This is a genomic window from Methylobacterium sp. ARG-1, from assembly GCF_001262595.1.
Classification (GTDB): Bacteria; Pseudomonadota; Alphaproteobacteria; order Rhizobiales; family Beijerinckiaceae; genus Methylobacterium; species Methylobacterium brachiatum.
Window position 1 is genome coordinate 21,894 of the sequence record NZ_LHCD01000031.1, and the last position, 16,201, is coordinate 38,094.

11 protein-coding genes and 1 pseudogene are annotated in these 16,201 nt (G+C 65.7%); 9 read left to right on the forward strand and 3 right to left on the reverse strand.

Translation table 11 applies throughout. From position 1 onward, the window contains the following. Positions 1 to 170 precede the first annotated feature (170 nt). The 3 genes and pseudogenes from AKJ13_RS31560 to AKJ13_RS31565 form a co-directional block, all read left to right on the forward strand. Positions 171 to 1,112: a hypothetical protein gene (locus AKJ13_RS31560; RefSeq protein WP_144426353.1), complete on the forward strand. Its 942-nt coding sequence runs from the start codon at positions 171 to 173 to the stop codon at positions 1,110 to 1,112. A gap of 108 nt (positions 1,113 to 1,220) precedes the next feature. Then, positions 1,221 to 2,201, forward strand: coding sequence for a hypothetical protein (locus tag AKJ13_RS23145; protein WP_144426354.1), 981 nt, complete (start codon positions 1,221 to 1,223; stop codon positions 2,199 to 2,201). 225 nt (positions 2,202 to 2,426) lie between these two features. After that, a pseudogene (locus tag AKJ13_RS31565) lies at positions 2,427 to 2,569 on the forward strand (IS701 family transposase); the annotation flags it as partial. 42 nt (positions 2,570 to 2,611) lie between these two features. Here the strand turns inward: AKJ13_RS31565 and AKJ13_RS23150 are convergent. After that, complete coding sequence (locus AKJ13_RS23150) at positions 2,612 to 3,967, reverse strand: HlyD family type I secretion periplasmic adaptor subunit (RefSeq protein ID WP_050735487.1); 1,356 nt, start codon at positions 3,965 to 3,967, stop codon at positions 2,612 to 2,614. Beyond that, positions 3,967 to 5,706 (reverse strand): type I secretion system permease/ATPase, encoded by a 1,740-nt coding sequence (locus AKJ13_RS23155; RefSeq protein WP_280137122.1) that lies wholly within the window; start codon positions 5,704 to 5,706, stop codon positions 3,967 to 3,969. The genes AKJ13_RS23150 and AKJ13_RS23155 overlap by 1 nt, the downstream gene beginning before the upstream one ends. Positions 5,707 to 5,897: 191 nt before the next feature. On the opposite strand from AKJ13_RS23155, the gene AKJ13_RS32445 reads away from it, so the two are divergent. From AKJ13_RS32445 to AKJ13_RS23180, 5 genes are all read left to right on the forward strand, one after another. Continuing rightward, entirely contained in the window at positions 5,898 to 6,284 is a 387-nt protein-coding gene (locus AKJ13_RS32445; RefSeq protein ID WP_050735489.1) for a hypothetical protein, read from the forward strand. Positions 6,285 to 6,439: 155 nt separating this feature from the next. Next, a complete protein-coding gene (locus tag AKJ13_RS23165; protein WP_050735490.1) occupies positions 6,440 to 8,605 on the forward strand; it encodes an adenylate/guanylate cyclase domain-containing protein in 2,166 nt (721 codons plus the stop codon). A gap of 122 nt (positions 8,606 to 8,727) precedes the next feature. Then, positions 8,728 to 12,729: a VCBS domain-containing protein gene (locus AKJ13_RS23170; RefSeq protein WP_050735491.1), complete on the forward strand. Its 4,002-nt coding sequence runs from the start codon at positions 8,728 to 8,730 to the stop codon at positions 12,727 to 12,729. Between the two features lie 124 nt (positions 12,730 to 12,853). After that, entirely contained in the window at positions 12,854 to 13,213 is a 360-nt protein-coding gene (locus tag AKJ13_RS23175) for a DUF3307 domain-containing protein (RefSeq protein WP_050735516.1), read from the forward strand. 359 nt (positions 13,214 to 13,572) lie between these two features. Then, positions 13,573 to 14,802 (forward strand): EAL domain-containing protein, encoded by a 1,230-nt coding sequence (locus AKJ13_RS23180; RefSeq protein ID WP_082317080.1) that lies wholly within the window; start codon positions 13,573 to 13,575, stop codon positions 14,800 to 14,802. A gap of 47 nt (positions 14,803 to 14,849) precedes the next feature. On the opposite strand, the gene AKJ13_RS23185 is transcribed toward AKJ13_RS23180, so the two are convergent. Then, a complete protein-coding gene (locus tag AKJ13_RS23185; protein WP_050735493.1) occupies positions 14,850 to 15,059 on the reverse strand; it encodes a hypothetical protein in 210 nt (69 codons plus the stop codon). Positions 15,060 to 15,660: 601 nt separating this feature from the next. Between AKJ13_RS23185 and AKJ13_RS23190 the strand changes: the two genes are divergently transcribed. Further along, complete coding sequence (locus tag AKJ13_RS23190) at positions 15,661 to 15,924, forward strand: hypothetical protein (RefSeq protein ID WP_050735494.1); 264 nt, start codon at positions 15,661 to 15,663, stop codon at positions 15,922 to 15,924. The last annotated feature ends 277 nt before the right edge of the window (positions 15,925 to 16,201 follow it).

Below are 16,201 nucleotides of genomic sequence, written 5' to 3' on the forward strand. Positions count from 1 at the left end.
GAATGATGCTCCTAGGATTTGGTGCAGCCTACGAGGATTGAAGGCAGCTCTTCGATCAGAACAGCGAGACGTGGTGAAGCTACCCAATCCCGCGCACTCAAATCGGGTGCGCTTTGCGAAGGTCGGCCGTAACCTTGCTGTGTCCTGCAGGGCAAGTCGAGAGCTATAAGATGTCGATCGCCGTACCGAACGAACCGCCCGCCTCTTTTACACCGGACGCCTGGGCCTTGGCGATCATGCGCAATCCGAACGTGAAAAAGTCGGCCGAGCATATCGCCTGGTTGATTTCGTCAGATGTCGCCTTCTCGACGGAAGGGTGCACAGCTGATGACGCCGATATCGGCGCTCGGCTTGATCTGGCTCCCAATAGCGTCAAGAATGGACTTATTGTCCTGCGCATACATGGCTTTATCACGTGGTCGCGCTGCAGAGTCGACGGCGCTCGCGTTCGTACGATCCGCCCTGCTTTTTCCCGATGGAAAACCGGTCCTGCTGAGACAGGGCCTCTAGGTGACGCTCCGGCCCCGATAGCTGTCGCCGCGCCTTCGCCTGCGGGGGACAAGCCTCCGCGTCGACCTCGCCGATCCAACACGACCGTCTGCCCGATGCCTGAGCCGCTATCGGCTCAGACGGACGTGCCCACCTCGCCTGATCACATCGCCCCGGAAATCGCCTGCACGTTCGCAGATCGCACCCAGAATGGGTGCGATGCCGACCCGTCCCCCGTGGAACCTGAAGCGAACGAAGATGCGGCCGACAGCACAATCGGAGACGACATCTTGCGCATGTTTCCTGATCCGCCGTCGTCGAACAGCACCCACGATGGGTGCGATGCCGGGGTGATTCCGCAAATGGCCACCCTGCGTGGATCGAGGAAGCGCTACGATCGAAGCGTACCTCTCTGGGTGCAGCCCACCGACGTCCAGCATGCCCGTGCCGCGTTCCATGCCGAGCGCCTTCCCTGGGATCCTCGTTGCGAGCACGATAGCTGCAGGTCGCCGTGGATCGCCTCGATCTGCGCTGAATCCGGGGCCGTGTTCTGCGCCCAGCATTCCGGGTACGCGAACCTCCCGGTTGCGCTCGCGCTGTTTGGTCTCGATCGGCGGCGGTAGCCGAGCGTTTTTCGTCATCCTCTGTCAGCTTCGTCCAGAGCGGATCTGAGACGTCCGCCATTGCTGGCAACCGTTACTGTCAGTCGCAGTAACGTGGGGGTGACTAAAATGATCGGTGAAAACCAGACCCGTACACCGGAGACGGAACGTGATTTTCTCAAACGCGCCGATAATCTCGCGAGGACGGCGGCGGTGGAGCTCGGACTGACATGCGAGTACACTCCGTTCGATAAGGTCGTCGAATGGTTTCACGGCTCGGATTTTAGATGGAAGCCGTCGACGATCCGAGTGTATCGAGCCGCCATCCGTTGTGCCCTGGAGAGCTGCTGCCAGAACCCGGATGCTCACGACGAGGCAAGTGCGGCTTTGGCGCGATTGAACGCCGAACCGGTGCGTCCCATGCCTGTCAAGGGCGCGAAACCGAGAACGAGTGCGCGGAAGCGGAAGTCGGCCAGCATCGCCGAGATGAGGGAGATCTCTGAAGTGTTGCTGCAGTCGCAGCACCGGTACGCTGCTCTCGCCCGCCACATGCTTTGGCTCAATACCGAACTCGGCCTGCGTCCGATTGAATGGTCGACCGCCCGCCTGGAGGGAACCACCCTGGTGGTGACGAACGCCAAGGCCACCAATTCGCGCGCGAACGGCGAGGTCCGCCACCTCGACTTGAGCGATCTCAAGCCCAGCCTCGCTACCATGGTCAAAGAGCTGCTCGCGATGATCGAGGCGGCCTTGGAGACCAGCACTTGGGTCGAGATCGCCGCGGGCATCCGACACCTGTTCTCGTGGGCCTCCGCGAAAGCGGCCAAGGCGGTGCCTTCGTTGCGGGGCGCGAAGATCAGCCCCTATACGACCCGCCACATTGCCGCTGCACGCGCCAAGGTTGCGATGGATGAGGCGAGTGTCGCCGCCTTACTCGGACACAACTCGACGCGAACCGCTCAATCCCACTACGCCCGCCCGCGCACAGCGAGGGGGTGGACGCCTACGAGGGTCGGAGTCGATCCCTCTCATGTGAAGACGGTCCGGCGGACGTATCGGGCAAGGGGCGCGAAGCTCACATCCACCTCACCCGAGCCGCTCAAGATCTGACGCGGGCGACACCGGCCCGGGCAGATCCATGCCATAGCAGCCTTGCGATATTCCAAGCCCAGAGCGAAGCGAGCCTCCCGGTCCCTCTCACCGGATCTCGCAGGCCAGCCATCGATCTGGCGCCGCGACGCTTCCTACGAGCGTCGCGGCGCCAGATCTTTTTTGCTGGTAGCTCATACAAGTCGCCACGGCTGTTGGCCGGCTCCGAGCGGATTGAGTGGTCTGCGGGCGGAAGCGGTGGGCGATCCCGGACCCTGGCGTCCGCAGCCGTGCTCGATCGCGGACACAGGGATGCAGACGTCCTGCGCGAAGCGGTGCGGGACCATGCGCTGGAGACCCCGGCTGACCCGGACGCGGTTCCGGTTCTCTCTAGGCCGCGAGATGAGGGTAACTTCGTCGGCGCCCGTTCCCTAGCGTTCGCGCCATGCCTTGGCGATTTGATCCGATAGCGGTTTGATCAGGTAGCTCAGCGCCGAGCGCTCGCCGCTTTGGATATAGGCGTCCGCCGGCATCCCGGGGACGAGGCGCACCACGCCCAGGCGTGCCAGATCGGCCGTGGTGAGGGCGATGCGTACCGTGTAGAAGCTCGCGCCCGTCTTGGCATCCTGGCTGATATCGGCGGAAACGCGGGTGAGCTCGCCCTCGATCTCCGGGGTTGTACGCGCGTTGAAAGCGGGAAGGCGAATCAGGACCCTCTGACCGAGATGGACGCTATCGATGTCATGCGGCTGGATGCGGGCTTCGACCAGCAGCCGATCGGCGTCGGGAACGATCAACATGGCGGGCTCGCTCGGCGTCACCAAGCCGCCGACCGTATGGACACTCATCTGGTGCACGGTTCCGTCCTGCGGTGCCCTCAGCTCGATGCGTTTCAGCAGATCCTCGGCGGCGACGCGCTTCTCGACGAGTTCCGACCATTTCGCCCGGATCTCGCCCAGATCCTTGCCGACCTCGGTACGCATGTCGCCGTCGATCTGTAGGATCTGCAGCTCGGTCTCGGCGATCCGCCCGCGGGCCGACGCGGTGGAGGCCGTGAGCTGGCCCCGCTCGCCTTCCAAGCGTGTCGCGTCCCGTTCAAGCGCCGTGACGCGCGACAGGGGGACGAGATTCTTTGCGTAGAGGTTGCGAACGCCTGCAAGCTCATCCTTGATAAGCGCGATCTCACGCGTCTTGGCGGCGGCCTGCTCGATCAGCCCGGCGATCTCTTCCTGGAGCTGATTGACGCGCTCCCGCATCTGGGCGCGTTGCCCTTCGCGGCCGGCCAAGCGGGCTCTGTACAACCGCGTCTCACCCTCGAGCAGATGGGCTACGTCAGGTTCGCGCGCCGCTCGCGCGGCGATGCCGGGCGGGATGGCGAGCGCCGTCATGCCGTCGCGTTCAGCTTCGTCGCGCGCCCGACGCACCGCGAGCTCGTCCAGCGCCTTGAGAACTATATCCAGGTTGGCGCGTGTCTGCGTCTCATCGAGGCGCACGAGCACGTCGCCCGCCTTCACGTGCGAGCCGTCCTGGACATAGAGTGCGCCGACGACCCCACCGGTCGGGTGTTGGACTTTCTTCACATCCGTTTCGACCACCACTTGGCCCGGCGCGATCACCGCACCGGCGATCTGGGTGAGAGAAGCCCAGCCGCCGATCCCGAGGACGAGGGCCAGCGAAAGGCCGATGCTGAGGAGAAGGTGGGCCCGGATCGAGCGAGCGGTGGCGTAGCCCGGTTCGGGCGGGGGCCCGAGATGGATCTCAGGGGTGAGCGTGTATCCCGAGTTCATCAAGCGACCTCCCGGAGCGAACCCGTCTCGTCGGGAACCGGGCCCGGTTTCAAGACGCGCGCGAGCACCTGATCCTTGGGCCCGAACGCCCGTACGCGTCCATCGGCGATCGCCAGGACCAGATCGACGCCGGCGAGCGCCGAGGGGCGATGGGCGACGACGATGCAGATACCGCCGCGCAGGCGCACCCCGAGGATGGCCCGGGTCAGCGCGAGCTCTCCCTCGGCGTCGAGATTGGCGTTGGGTTCATCGAGGACCACCAGAAACGGATCGCGGTAGAGCGCCCGCGCCAAGCCGATGCGCTGGCGTTGTCCGGCCGACAGGCCCGTCCCGCCCTCTCCGAGCGCGGTATCGTAGCCGCGCGGGAGGCGTAAGATCAGCTCGTGGACCCCGGCTGCACGCGCGGCAGCAACCACGGCTTCTGGCGACGCATCCGGCTCGAACCGGGCGATGTTCTCGGCGATCGTGCCCGCGAACAACGCGACCTCCTGGGAGAGATAGCCGAGGTGCGGCCCGAGGCTCGCGCTCGTCCATTGATCTAAACTCGCACCGTCGAGCCGAACGGTCCCGCGCATCGGCGGCCAGACGCCAACGATAGCCCGGGTCAACGAGGACTTGCCTGACGCGGACGGACCGATGATCCCCAATCCCTGTCCGGCGACCACCGAAAAGGTCGCGCCCTGGAGTACACAGCGCCCGGTGCCGGGCAGCACGAGACTCACGTCCTCGACGGACACGCTGGTCACGGGGGCGGGAAGGCGATGCGGCTGAGCCTCCGGGGGAATGCGCGCCAACCCAGCGGCGAGGCGTCCCCAGGCTTGCCGCGCGGCGACGATGCCTTTCCAATTGGCGATCGTCAGCTCTGCGGGAGCCAGTGCTCGTGAAACGAGGATCGAGGCGGCGACGATGATCCCGCCGGTTGCCTCCCCACGGATAACGAGCCAAGCGCCGATCGCCAGGACACCCGATTGGAGGGCCGTGCGAAGCGTCCGTGCGAGGTTGCTGAGGAGACCGGTCCTATCGGAGGTCGTCAGCACCGTATCGCCGTAGCCGCCGTTGGCAGAGCACCACCGGGCGATGAGACGCTCCCGCATTCCGAGCGCAGCCACAGCTTCGGCGTTTCTCCGCGCGGCTTCGGCGAGGCCGAGGCGGGTGGCGCCGTGCGCGGTCGAGGCCCGGAGAGGATCGCGCGTCGCATGCTCCGACAGCACGGCGATGGCGGCGAGCACCGCACTCATCGCCAACGCTGCAGCGCCGATCAGGGGATGGAACAAGAAACAGATGGCGAGGTACACCGGTATCCACGGGAGATCGAACAGGGCGCCGGGACCCGACCCACTCAGGAAGGCGCGCAGCGTATCGAGATCGCGCAGCGGCAGGAGGCCTTCCCCGAGCGTCGTCGCGTCCGACGGGACCACGCCCGGTGGCGTCCGGAGGGGCGCCCGGAGGATGAACTCGAGGACGCGCTGTCCCAGGGTCTGATCGAGCAGCGCGCCGGTACGGACCAGGATGCGGCCGCGCAGGACCTCCAACCCCCCTTGGAAGGCGTAGAGCAGCAACGCCAACGCGATCAGCCCGACCAAGGTCGGCAGCGAGCGGCTCGGCAGGACCCGATCGTAGATTTCCAACATGAAAAACGAGCCGGTCAGCATGAGCAGATTGATGAGACCGCTCAGCAGCGCGACGCCGAGGAAGCCCGCGCGACAGCGCTTGAGCGCCCCGGAGACCTCACAGGCCACATGCGATTTAGACACCGGCCCACCCCGAAATTCGGCCCGCCGACGACCCTCGCCGACGCCTCCCGGTGGTGAGTAACAAAGATCAAGGGACTATTAACCGTGTTGTGAAAATCCGGGTTTAGGGACGGGATATGGTCCCCTCGCGATGAACCGGCTCCATGTTCCGTATTTCAATCCCACGAGCGACGGCTTTGCTGACCGTGCTCGCGCTCACCGCGTTCCTCGGGAACGAGAACGGGTGGTGCGCCAGTGCAATCGAGCGCGGAGATATCACGGAGGCGAACAGAGCCGCTCAGGCGCGGATGGATGCGTTCCAGGCACGCCAGCAGGTTTCAGCTGAGCGGATCATCCGCTCGATCTGCATCGGTTGCCTGCCCGTCGTTCACGTCAGCATTCCACCGACGGTCGATCGCTCGGGTGCCGGGGTCGGCACAGAGGCCGCGACGGCGACATCCGACGCGGCCAAGCCTCGCAAGCATCCCCGACAGATGGCCGCCGGCTCACAGCATCGGCGCATCGGACTGCGGTCCCTGCAACGGATCCTACTCGCCGGCCTGATCGTCCCGGACGAGGACTAAGGCGGTCGTGCGCTTCGGATGATCCTCGCCCATTCAGGCGAATGATCACTCCGCCTGGGCCAAACGATCCCATATCATCGACGGTGCCAGGGATGCCGCAACGACTCTTTTCCAAAGTTCGCCTCTCGCCTGGTGGAGGACTCGGGATCCGGCGGATGTCGCCGGTTCTCGCCGCGCTGGCGGTGACGTTCGCCGTACTTGGAGCACGCGCCGCCTATCCGACCCCGTTTCTCCGGTTGCAGGCGTTGGCCTTCGACACGCTCCAGCGGGGGGCCGGTCGCCCGCTCTCCGATGGCGGCCGGGACGACGTCGTCGTGATCGACATCGATGACGCGTCGCTGGCTCAGATCGGTCAATGGCCGTGGCCGCGCGATACCGTGGCGGCCCTGATCGAGATCCTGCAGGACAGCGACGCCCGTGCGATCGGGCTCGACATCGTCTTCTCGGAGGCCGATCGCACCTCCCCCCGTCGCCTCGCGGCGGACTGGACCTCCCGGCTCGGTCTCGCCGTGGTGTGGTCCGACGGCGCGACCGGTCGATCGCTGCCGGACAACGACGACGTTCTGGCGCGTGTGTTCGCCCGCGGTCGCGTCGTCGCCGGCTTCGGTCTGATCCGGGACCCGAACGGAGCCGGGCGACCGAAGGCAGGTGGCCTCCTCCGTCAGGACGCGGCCCAACTCGAGGCGCTCCCGCCGTATCGCGGTGCGATCCGGAATCTGCCGGCGCTCGAGCAGGCGGCCGCCGATCAGGGGAGCTTCATGGTCGCCGGGGAGACCGACGAGATCATCCGGCGCATGCCGCTCGTCCTGAAGCTGGAGGATGCGCCGATACCCTCGCTGGTGTTGTCCGTCCTTCGCCTCGCCCACGCGCAACCGACCTCAGTCCTGTTGAGGGGCGTGCGATCCGCCGGCATGACCGGGGCGATCGTCGGCTATGATCTCGAGTTCGCGGGCCGGAGGATCCCGTTGGAAGTCGACGGCTCGATGCGACTGCGCTTTTCCGAGCGGGGCGAGCGCTCGACCGTGTCGGCCGCGCAGGTCCTTGCAGCGAGGCACGATCCGGAAAAGCGCGAGGCGCTGCGCCGGCGGATCGCCGGACGGATCGTCCTCGTCGGGGCGAGCGCTCTGGGTCTGGTCGATCGGCGTGCGACCCCGTTCGACGGCTTCGAACCGGGCGTGAACATCCACGCCGGTGCCATCGAGCAGATCATGCGCGGAGACATTCTGGTTCGTCCGTACTGGGCGGGGTCGGTCGAGACGTTCCTCGCGGTCGCGGTCGCTGTGGCGGCGGCGACCCTCGTCGCCGTCACACGCCTGCGCTGGCCCGTCGGTCTGCTCGCCGCGGCGTTCGCGGCGACGGTCGGCCTAGTCTGGACCGGGTATCGATGCGGCGTGCTCATCGATGCGAGCGTGTTGCTGGGGCTGCCTCCCCTGGCTTTCGTGATCGCCGCCCTGATCCGGCACTACGTCGCCGAGCGCGAGGCGCGCGCCTTGCGGTCGGCCTTCAAGCAGTACCTGTCCCCCGATCTCGTGGAGACCTTGGCGCGCGATCCCTCCGGGCTCCGCTTGGGCGGCGAGGAGCGGGAGATGACGTTCCTGTTTACCGACGTCGAAGGGTTCACGAGTTTCACCGAGCGCTCCGAGCCGTCGGAACTGGTCGAGGCGCTGAATGCCTATCTCGACGGCGTGTGCGCCGTCGCTTTTCGCCACGGCGGCACCATCGACAAGATCGTCGGCGATGCCGTCCACGTGATGTTCAACGCGCCGCTCGATCAACCCGACCATGCCTCCCGGGCGGTCGCCTGCGCCCTCGAAATCGATGCGTTCGCCCGGGACTTCGCCGCACAGCACGCGAGCGGCTTCGGCGTGACGCGGATCGGCGTGAACACCGGCCCGGCGGTGGTGGGCAATTTCGGAGGCGCGCGGCGCTTCGATTATACGGCCCACGGGGATGCCATCAACACGGCGGCGCGCTTGGAGGCGATCAACAAGCGCTTCGGCACGTCGATCTGCGTCTCGCGGGCGACCGTCGAGAGAGCCGGGAAGGTCGCCGGCCTGCGCTTCCGGGCGGTCGGTGGGATCATCTTGAAGGGCAAGGCCGCCGCGACCGAGATCTACACGGTGGTCGCGCCGACTAGGGCGAATGGGGCGCATCTCGACAGGTACGATGCGGCGTTCGCAGCGCTTGCCCGGCGAGATCCGGGCGCGTCCGAGCAGATGCGGCGCGTGTACGCCGACGATCCTGGAGACCCGTTGGCGGCGTTCCACGCCGGCCGGTTGGACGCCGGCGAGAGCGACGTGGTCTTGAACCGCGCGGCCTGAATCGAGCGGGTAATCCTCCAAGCCCGGCCCAGGATTCGCACGCGCCATCACCGGATCCTTAAGCAGCCCCCGGCAGAATGACACGCGGCGGCCAGTCCCGTCGCCGAACTCCCGAGGCGTCGATGCTGCCGACACACGATCCGATCGATCAAGCGCGATCGTCCGGAACCTTCGGTCTCGTCGAGGCCGTCGAGCACCCGGGTGGCGCCGGCGCGGTCATCGCGGTCGAGGCCGAACTCCTGTTTCGGGGGCACTATGCGCGCGTCCAATCGGATCTCGTCGTCTCGGACGCGCACCACCGCGTCGTGATCCACGATTACTTCGACGCCGCCATTCCTCCCGTGTTGCGATCACCCGACGGCGCCTCCCTCCCGGGGGCGCTGATCGCCTCTCTCGTCGGCGCCCAGCAGGCGCGGGTGGTCGGCGAGAACGCCCCGGAGGCACCGAGGGCGATCGGCCGGGTCGAGAGTGCCAGCGGCGGCGCCGCGGTGCTGCGCAACGGCGTCACGGTGGCGCTGCACCCGGGCGATCCGATCTACAAAGGCGACGTTGTCCAGACGGATGACGGCGGCAAGCTCGGGCTCACCTTCGTCGACGGGACGGCGTTCAACCTCGACGGCGAATCCCGCATGGTCGTCGATGGCATGAACTTCCAGCCTGGCGCGGCCGGGAACAGCGCCCTGTTCAGTCTAGTCCAGGGCATTATCACCTTCGTCGCCGGTCAGACCGCGAAGTCGGGCGACATGAAGGTTGTCACCCCATCGGCCACCATGGGTATCCGCGGCACCGCGGTGCACGTCGAGATCGCGAGTGATCACGGGGCGGTCAAGTTCTCGGTCATGACCGAGCCGGACGGGCATACCGGACGCTACGATGTGTTCGACCGCGACGATCCTAACCATGTCCTGTTCACCGTCTCGGATCCCGCCACGGTGACCACTGTGACTCCGAACGGGCAGGGACAGGTCGCAATCAACAGCGCCTCGAAGACCGCGGTCGAGACCGATCACGAGACCGGGTTCCTGAAGAGCGTCTTCGCGACCGTCGCGAGCGGGGTCCAGAACCCCCTCGTCGCCGTGCCGGGCCCAACCTCAACCCCAACGCAGACCCACGCTCCGGCCGCAGGGTCGTCAAGTCCCCCGAACCTCGTCGCACCCCCGACGATCGCGCCGCTCCCGGCCTCGCCCACACAGCAGGGATCGCCCGGCGACCATTCTCAGGCCGAGCCTCGGACTGTGAACCCCCTCCTCGGTTCCTCGGATGCGCAGAGCTCGAGGGCTCAGGACATCACCGTCCCTGCGAGCGTCGCTACGATACAAGAGGCCGCGCTACATTCGAGCGCCACCGCTCAGGTGCAGCCGCAGCCCGCCACGGAAACACCTCCGTCTGTGCTAGCCGGCGCTTCGAGCACAGGGAGTGTCGCGGTCGCGTCGTCCCAAGTCGCGCCGGCCGCAGCGGCGGCAATTCTCGCCCCAGAGGCAGCGACGCTCGCGGTCCCGGAGCCACAAGCGGTCGTTCAGGTACGGCCGGAGATACAGAACCCAGCACCTGAGCCGCCCACAGCCTCTTCCGAGCCGACACCGTCTGCACACCAGGTTGCGCTCCCGGCGGATCTCAGCACCCCGGTCGCTAACGCGGCTGTGGAACCCTCAGAGCCAAGCGTGACGGGATCCGTGCCGGTCGGAATCGGGACGGCCGTCGGTATCGGCTCCGCAACAACGGCGCCAACCCCCGACCATCCGCTCTCTGTGGCTGACGCCGCGGGCGCGGTGATCGCCGCCGCGCGGTTGAGTGCCGATCCCGCACACGGCCTTCTAGCCAACGTTTCAGGGGCCGCGGTCGCCTCGATCGGTCCCGTCGGCGGGGCCAGCGTGGCGATGGCGTCCGGTCCGCTGACCCTCGCCGGCCTGTACGGCACCCTGACGGTGCTGGGCGACGGCAGCTACAGCTACAGCGCCGATCACGCCGCCGCGTTGGCAGCCGGCGGGACTGGGATCGACAGGTTCGCCTACACGGCCCGAGACCTCAGCGGCCACACCGCCACGGCCACGCTCGCCCTGACCGTGACCGGGGTGAACGATGCCCCGGTGTTCGACGGGGGCGCGACGCCCGGAGCGACCCTGAGCTTACCGACCCCGGTGGGCTCGGGTGTCGAGCACGCCGCGGGCAGCCTGCACTTCAGCGACCCCGATCTCATGGACCGCCCGACGGCCTCGGTCGTCGCGCAGACGATCAGCGCGCTCGATGCCTCGGGCCACACGCTGAACCTCACCGCCGCACAAGCCGCGGTTCTGGAGCACGCCTTCACGATTGCGGCGTCCGGGGCGAGCACGAACGCGGGCTCGGTCGCCTGGAGCTACGACCTTGCGGACGCGGCGTTCGCTTTCCTCGGCGCCGGCCAGACGGCCCGCGTGACCTCGACGATCGCGGTCGACGACCACCACGGCGGCGTCGCCACACAGGACGTCGTCATCCGCTTGGCGGGCTCCGACGCGCCACTACCGGATCCGCCCGTGACCGGCTCGGTGCCGGTGGGTACGGGCGGCGGTGCTGACACCAGTCCGACTCCCCCCATCCCCGGCCATCCGCTGTCCGTAGCTGACGCCGCGGGCGCGGTGATCGCCGCGCGGCTGAACGCCGATCCCGCACACGGCCTCCTGGCCAACGTTTCAGGGGCCGCGGTCGCCTCGATCGGTCCCGTCGGCGGGGCCAGCGTGGCGATGGCGTCCGGTCCGCTGACCCTCGCCGGCCTGTACGGTACCCTGACGGTGCTGGGCGACGGCAGCTACAGCTACAGCGCCGATCACGCCGCTGCGTTGGCAGCCGGCGGGACTGGGATCGACAGGTTCGCCTACACGGCCCGAGACCTCAGCGGCCACACCGCCACGGCCACGCTCGCCCTGACCGTGACCGGGGTGAACGATGCCCCGGTGTTCGACGGGGGCGCGACGCCCGGAGCGACCCTGCACTTGCCGACCCCGGTGGGCTCGGGTGTCGAGCACGCCGCAGGCAGCCTGCACTTCAGCGACCCCGATCTCACGGACCGCCCGACGGCCTCGGTCGTCGCGCAGACGATCATCGCGTTCGATGCCTCGGGCCACACGCTGAACCTCACCGCCGCGCAAGCCGCGGTTCTGGAGCACGCCTTCACGATTGCGGCGTCCGGCGCGAGCACGAACGCGGGCTCGGTCGCCTGGAGCTACGACCTTGCGGACGCGGCGTTCGCTTTCCTCGGCGCCGGCCAGACGGCCCGCGTGACCTCGACGATCGCGGTCGACGACCACCACGGCGGCGTCGCCACACAGGACGTCGTCATCCACTTGGCGGGGGCTGCGGCGACCGTATCGCCGGCTCCGTTCGCCCTGGCTGACATCGGCGGTGTCGCCAAGGGGGAAACCATTACGGTGGATGCGCAGCACGGTGTCCTTACCAATGATACCGGCCACGGGGCGAGTGCAAACCTGAGCGTGAGCTCCCTCGCGAGCGTGAACACCGGGCTAGCGGTCCCGGTGATTGGTCCCCTGGCCGTTCCCGTGTTTGGCGATTACGGCATCCTTACACTCTCCGCCGATGGGAGCTATAGTTACCACGCTTATTCCGGCGCACTGCCCTCGGGCATCATCGCGCAGGACGTTTTCAATTACCTCGTCGCCGATCAGCAGGGGCAGAGTTCGAGCGCAAGCCTGACGATTACAGTTAGTAATCCGAGTATGGCTTACATCGCTGCGGCCGGGAGCAATAATGGGTCCGGTCAGACATTGTCCGGATCGAGCGGTCCGACGGTACTGGACGGCGGCAACGGCGACGATCACCTCAACGCGGGCAATGGGCCAACCGCGCTGATCGGTGGTCCCGGTGATGATGTCATGACCGGCGGTGCGGGGCCCGATATCTTCGTGTTCGGCGGGCAATTCGGACATGATACCGTCCACGGCTTCGACGTCACCAAGGACGTCCTTCAATTCGACCACGCCGTGTTCAACTCCGTCAGCGCTGTCTTGGCGGCAGCCCGCGATAGCATCGGCGGCGTCGTCATCACCGACCCACTCGGTGACAGCCTCACCCTTCTGAATGTCACGAAGCAAGCGCTGATGGCGCATACTGGCGATCTCCACATCGTGTGATCGCGTCCGCGTCGCTTCGTCGGCAATTAGGGGCTTCTTGACCATCCTCGTACACAGCTTGTCGCCTCGATACCCCGGGGCGCAGGCTGTGCGACTGTTTGAGACTGACGGCTCCGTGCTGACGATGGGCGCCCTCCTTATCGCAATGGCGGCCAAGCATTTCGTCGCCGATTTTTTGGTCCAAACCGAATGGATGGCGCGTGGCAAGGAGCGACTGGGTGGCTGGGGGCTCCCGCTGGCGGCTCATGCCGGGGTACACGCACTCGGCACCTTGGCGGTCGTAGCGATCTTCAAACCAAGCTTATGGTGGTTGAGCGGGATCGATCTGATCGTCCACTGGCTGGTCGACCGCGGTAAGACGCTCTGCGCACATCGATTTCAGTTTTCGATTACGGACGCGCGGTTCTGGTGGCTGATCGGCTTCGATCAATTCCTGCACCAGGCTACAAATATCGGCCTGTCGTTAGTGATGGTGACTCTGTAACCCCCTCGTCCGAGCGGTGCCCGGGCGCGGGGGGAACCGGTTCTTAACGGCATGCCTTCCGTCCGGCAGAGGGCGCGTCGACGCTCCGGCGATATTCAGGTTTGCTCGACCTGCGCTAAGATCAGCTGCGGGGGTATAAGCCCGAGCATATCGCTCTGCCTCACCGGCACGCCCGACTTGATTTTGTGCATGGCGCCCGCGTGTGAAAGCAACCGAATGCTACAGCCTGCCGCCGGCTGCGGATGTCGACATCGATCGGCAACAAGGCGTCCTCAAATCGCGCCGTAGGATGGTTCCTTTAGAGGTTTCTGTGAGGCTTTCCGCGCCCAAGCTTGGTCGATCTCTAGCCGCGAGTCATCGTGCCCGTCGTGTCACCGCCGTCATTGCATCGCGTGCACCTCTGCGCCGGTGTCACACTTTTCAGCGAGGGAGACGCGGGCGATGCCGCCTACCTCATTGAGGAGGGGCGCCTGGAAATTCTCGCGACGCGCTCGGGCGGCGATCTCGTATTGGCGTGCCGCGGGCCGGGCGAGGTCGTCGGCGAGATGGCAATCCTCGATGGTGGAAAGCGCTCGGCCACCGTCCGGGCACTGGCAGACAGCGTCTTGATCGTCATCACGCGCGAGCAACTGGCGCGGCGAATTTCCGGAACGGACCCCATCCTCCGCATGTGCTTGAGCGTCGTACTCGAGCGCTACCGGGCAACGGTCGCGCGGCTTGAGGGCGCCGGCTGTCGACCGGCCGCTCCACCTTCATCCGAGACACACAACCCATCTCCATACTTTCGCGAAGCCATCGAAACGCTGCGGCTCGAGCAAGAAATTCAGTCCGGCATAGATCGGGCTGAGTTCTTCATGGTGTTTCAACCGATCGTGAGGCTTGAGACAGGCCATACCGTCGGGTTCGAAGCGCTGATGCGATGGCAGCATCCGGAAAGAGGCTTGCTCCCGCCTTCGCAATTCATCCCGGTGGCGGAATCGTCGGGACTGATATCCCGACTGACCCTGGTTGCCTTGAAGATCGTCGCCGAGCTGATCCCTCGTTTGCCAGATTGCAATGGGCGCGACGGGCCTGGGCCTGGGAAGCTGTTTCTGAATCTAAATATCGCCGCACAGGATCTCTTTGAGGGCGACTTTCTCGATTTGGTCGAGAGTTTGGTCCGGGGTGGGAGATTTGAAACCAGCTCGCTACGCTTTGAGGTTACGGAGAGCGGTCTTATAAAAGACCCCGATCGTTCAATCGCAACGCTCCACAAGCTCCGTGAGTACGGATTTGGAGTCGCTATCGACGATTTTGGGACGGGATATTCCTCGTTGAATTATCTAAGCACGCTGCCTGCCACGGCTATCAAGATCGATCGCGGCTTCGTCCGATCGATGATGGACGATCCCAAAAGCTTTAAGATCATACAGATGATCGTTCGACTTGCCGACGAGCTTGGACTACCGGTCGTGGCGGAGGGCATCGAGCGGCCGGAGCAGGCCGTGGCGCTGAACGGAATGGGATGCGTGTATGGGCAGGGCTACCTTTACGGTAGGCCCATGCAGTTTATGGAGGCTTTGAGTTCGGTTGTAGATCTGCCTCGGTAAAATCCTGATTTATTTTTAAAAATCTCATTTTCTGAGCTTGGCCGGTTTCAGACACGGATGTCGACGACCCGCCGCTGTCCGCCGACAAGTCCTTTATCTGCGTGATCCTGCAGCCCGGTCACGATCGATCGAGATATTTCGATCAGAACCCACTGAGGTTCGTGTCGACACTCGAGCGCTGCAGCGGCGCGCGCCGATTGAATGATCTCTGTGGCGCGCACGACGCCGACCGTGTTGATCGAGGCGGTGATGGTCATGGCTCCGGCCTCCTCGGACGAAAGGGGACCATGCGACCCATGAGGGGCGCGTTTATCGAATTCGATCAATTCGATGGATCTGCTGGGAGTCGTGGCTGCACAGCCCGTTGGTCTGCAGCATCGGCAGAAATCAATCCAACAGCGCCGCCAAGGTCACGCTTTATCCGCGAGTGATGTATGCGCGCGGGGTTGACTGGCCAGCTGGAACAAGCTGCGCGAATGGCCGGAGGAGGCGAGCCAGGGCGGCGCTCCGACCATCTGGGAGCGAAGGTCGATTTCCAAGGTCGGACGCCGACGCATCACCCGACAGGCTGGCCGAGTTCGCTGGGTTGGCGACCGCGCTGGTCGAACGCATGCTCGAACAGCACGTCGCGGGCATGATGATTCAGCCGAAGCAATCCTATATGCTCGCGACAGCCACCCAGATGCTCCAGGCCAACGGTGTAGTGTGGCCATCGTCCTTCGAGCTGGTCTTGACAAAGATCGCCCGGCGCGCCGAGCTAGTCCCGGAGATCACGGAGGTTGCGTCCCACGGCGATGATGTCGTGGTGCATATGTCCCAGTTTCTCAGTGACGTTGAGCGCACCCAAGGCAGCCGGCGGTGGACGACGAGGACTGCGATTTCGAGCACTCTACTTTATCCGGACCATACATTCGCGAGGATGAGATGGTCGATGTGGAGATTTTTCGGTGCGCGGGTACGCAGGATCCTTGGCGGTTGACCGTCGTCCACATGTCCAGCGGTGCCACGGAATGGCGGGAGCGCTTCGCGACGGAGCTGGACGCCTACCGCGCCTTCATGGAGGCCGTCGAGCGGGACGGTCTCGCGTCGTTTGGCGCCGCCGTCAGCCGGATAGTGCACTGATCCGGACCGCCGCCCGAGGGGATGAGCGTCGAGCGTGATGGCCAGTGCACCTGCATACCGGCTCCGTCGATGATCCTCCATCGCCCGCGGTTCGCGCCTCGCACGAACGCCTGACGGCTTCAGCGCTTTCGATTGGCTCGCTGTCGTAGCGCACCATCGGATAAGATCACCGGTCCAGCTGATTGCAAGCTCCGGTGCTGTAACCCTGCCGCCACGGCGCCTCCTAAACGGCAGCCTGCCCCGGCCACCCCGGGTATTCCTAGGTATTAAGTGGTGG

Coding starts and splice junctions, on each gene's coding strand:
- AKJ13_RS23170 (WP_050735491.1), top strand. CDS start 8,728: ATGCTGCCGACACACGATCCGATCGATCAAGCGCGATCGTCCGGAACC.
- AKJ13_RS23150 (WP_050735487.1), bottom strand. CDS start 3,967: ATGAACTCGGGATACACGCTCACCCCTGAGATCCATCTCGGGCCCCCG.
- AKJ13_RS23185 (WP_050735493.1), bottom strand. CDS start 15,059: ATGACCATCACCGCCTCGATCAACACGGTCGGCGTCGTGCGCGCCACA.
- AKJ13_RS23145 (WP_144426354.1), top strand. CDS start 1,221: ATGATCGGTGAAAACCAGACCCGTACACCGGAGACGGAACGTGATTTT.
- AKJ13_RS23175 (WP_050735516.1), top strand. CDS start 12,854: ATGGGCGCCCTCCTTATCGCAATGGCGGCCAAGCATTTCGTCGCCGAT.
- AKJ13_RS23165 (WP_050735490.1), top strand. CDS start 6,440: ATGTCGCCGGTTCTCGCCGCGCTGGCGGTGACGTTCGCCGTACTTGGA.
- AKJ13_RS31560 (WP_144426353.1), top strand. CDS start 171: ATGTCGATCGCCGTACCGAACGAACCGCCCGCCTCTTTTACACCGGAC.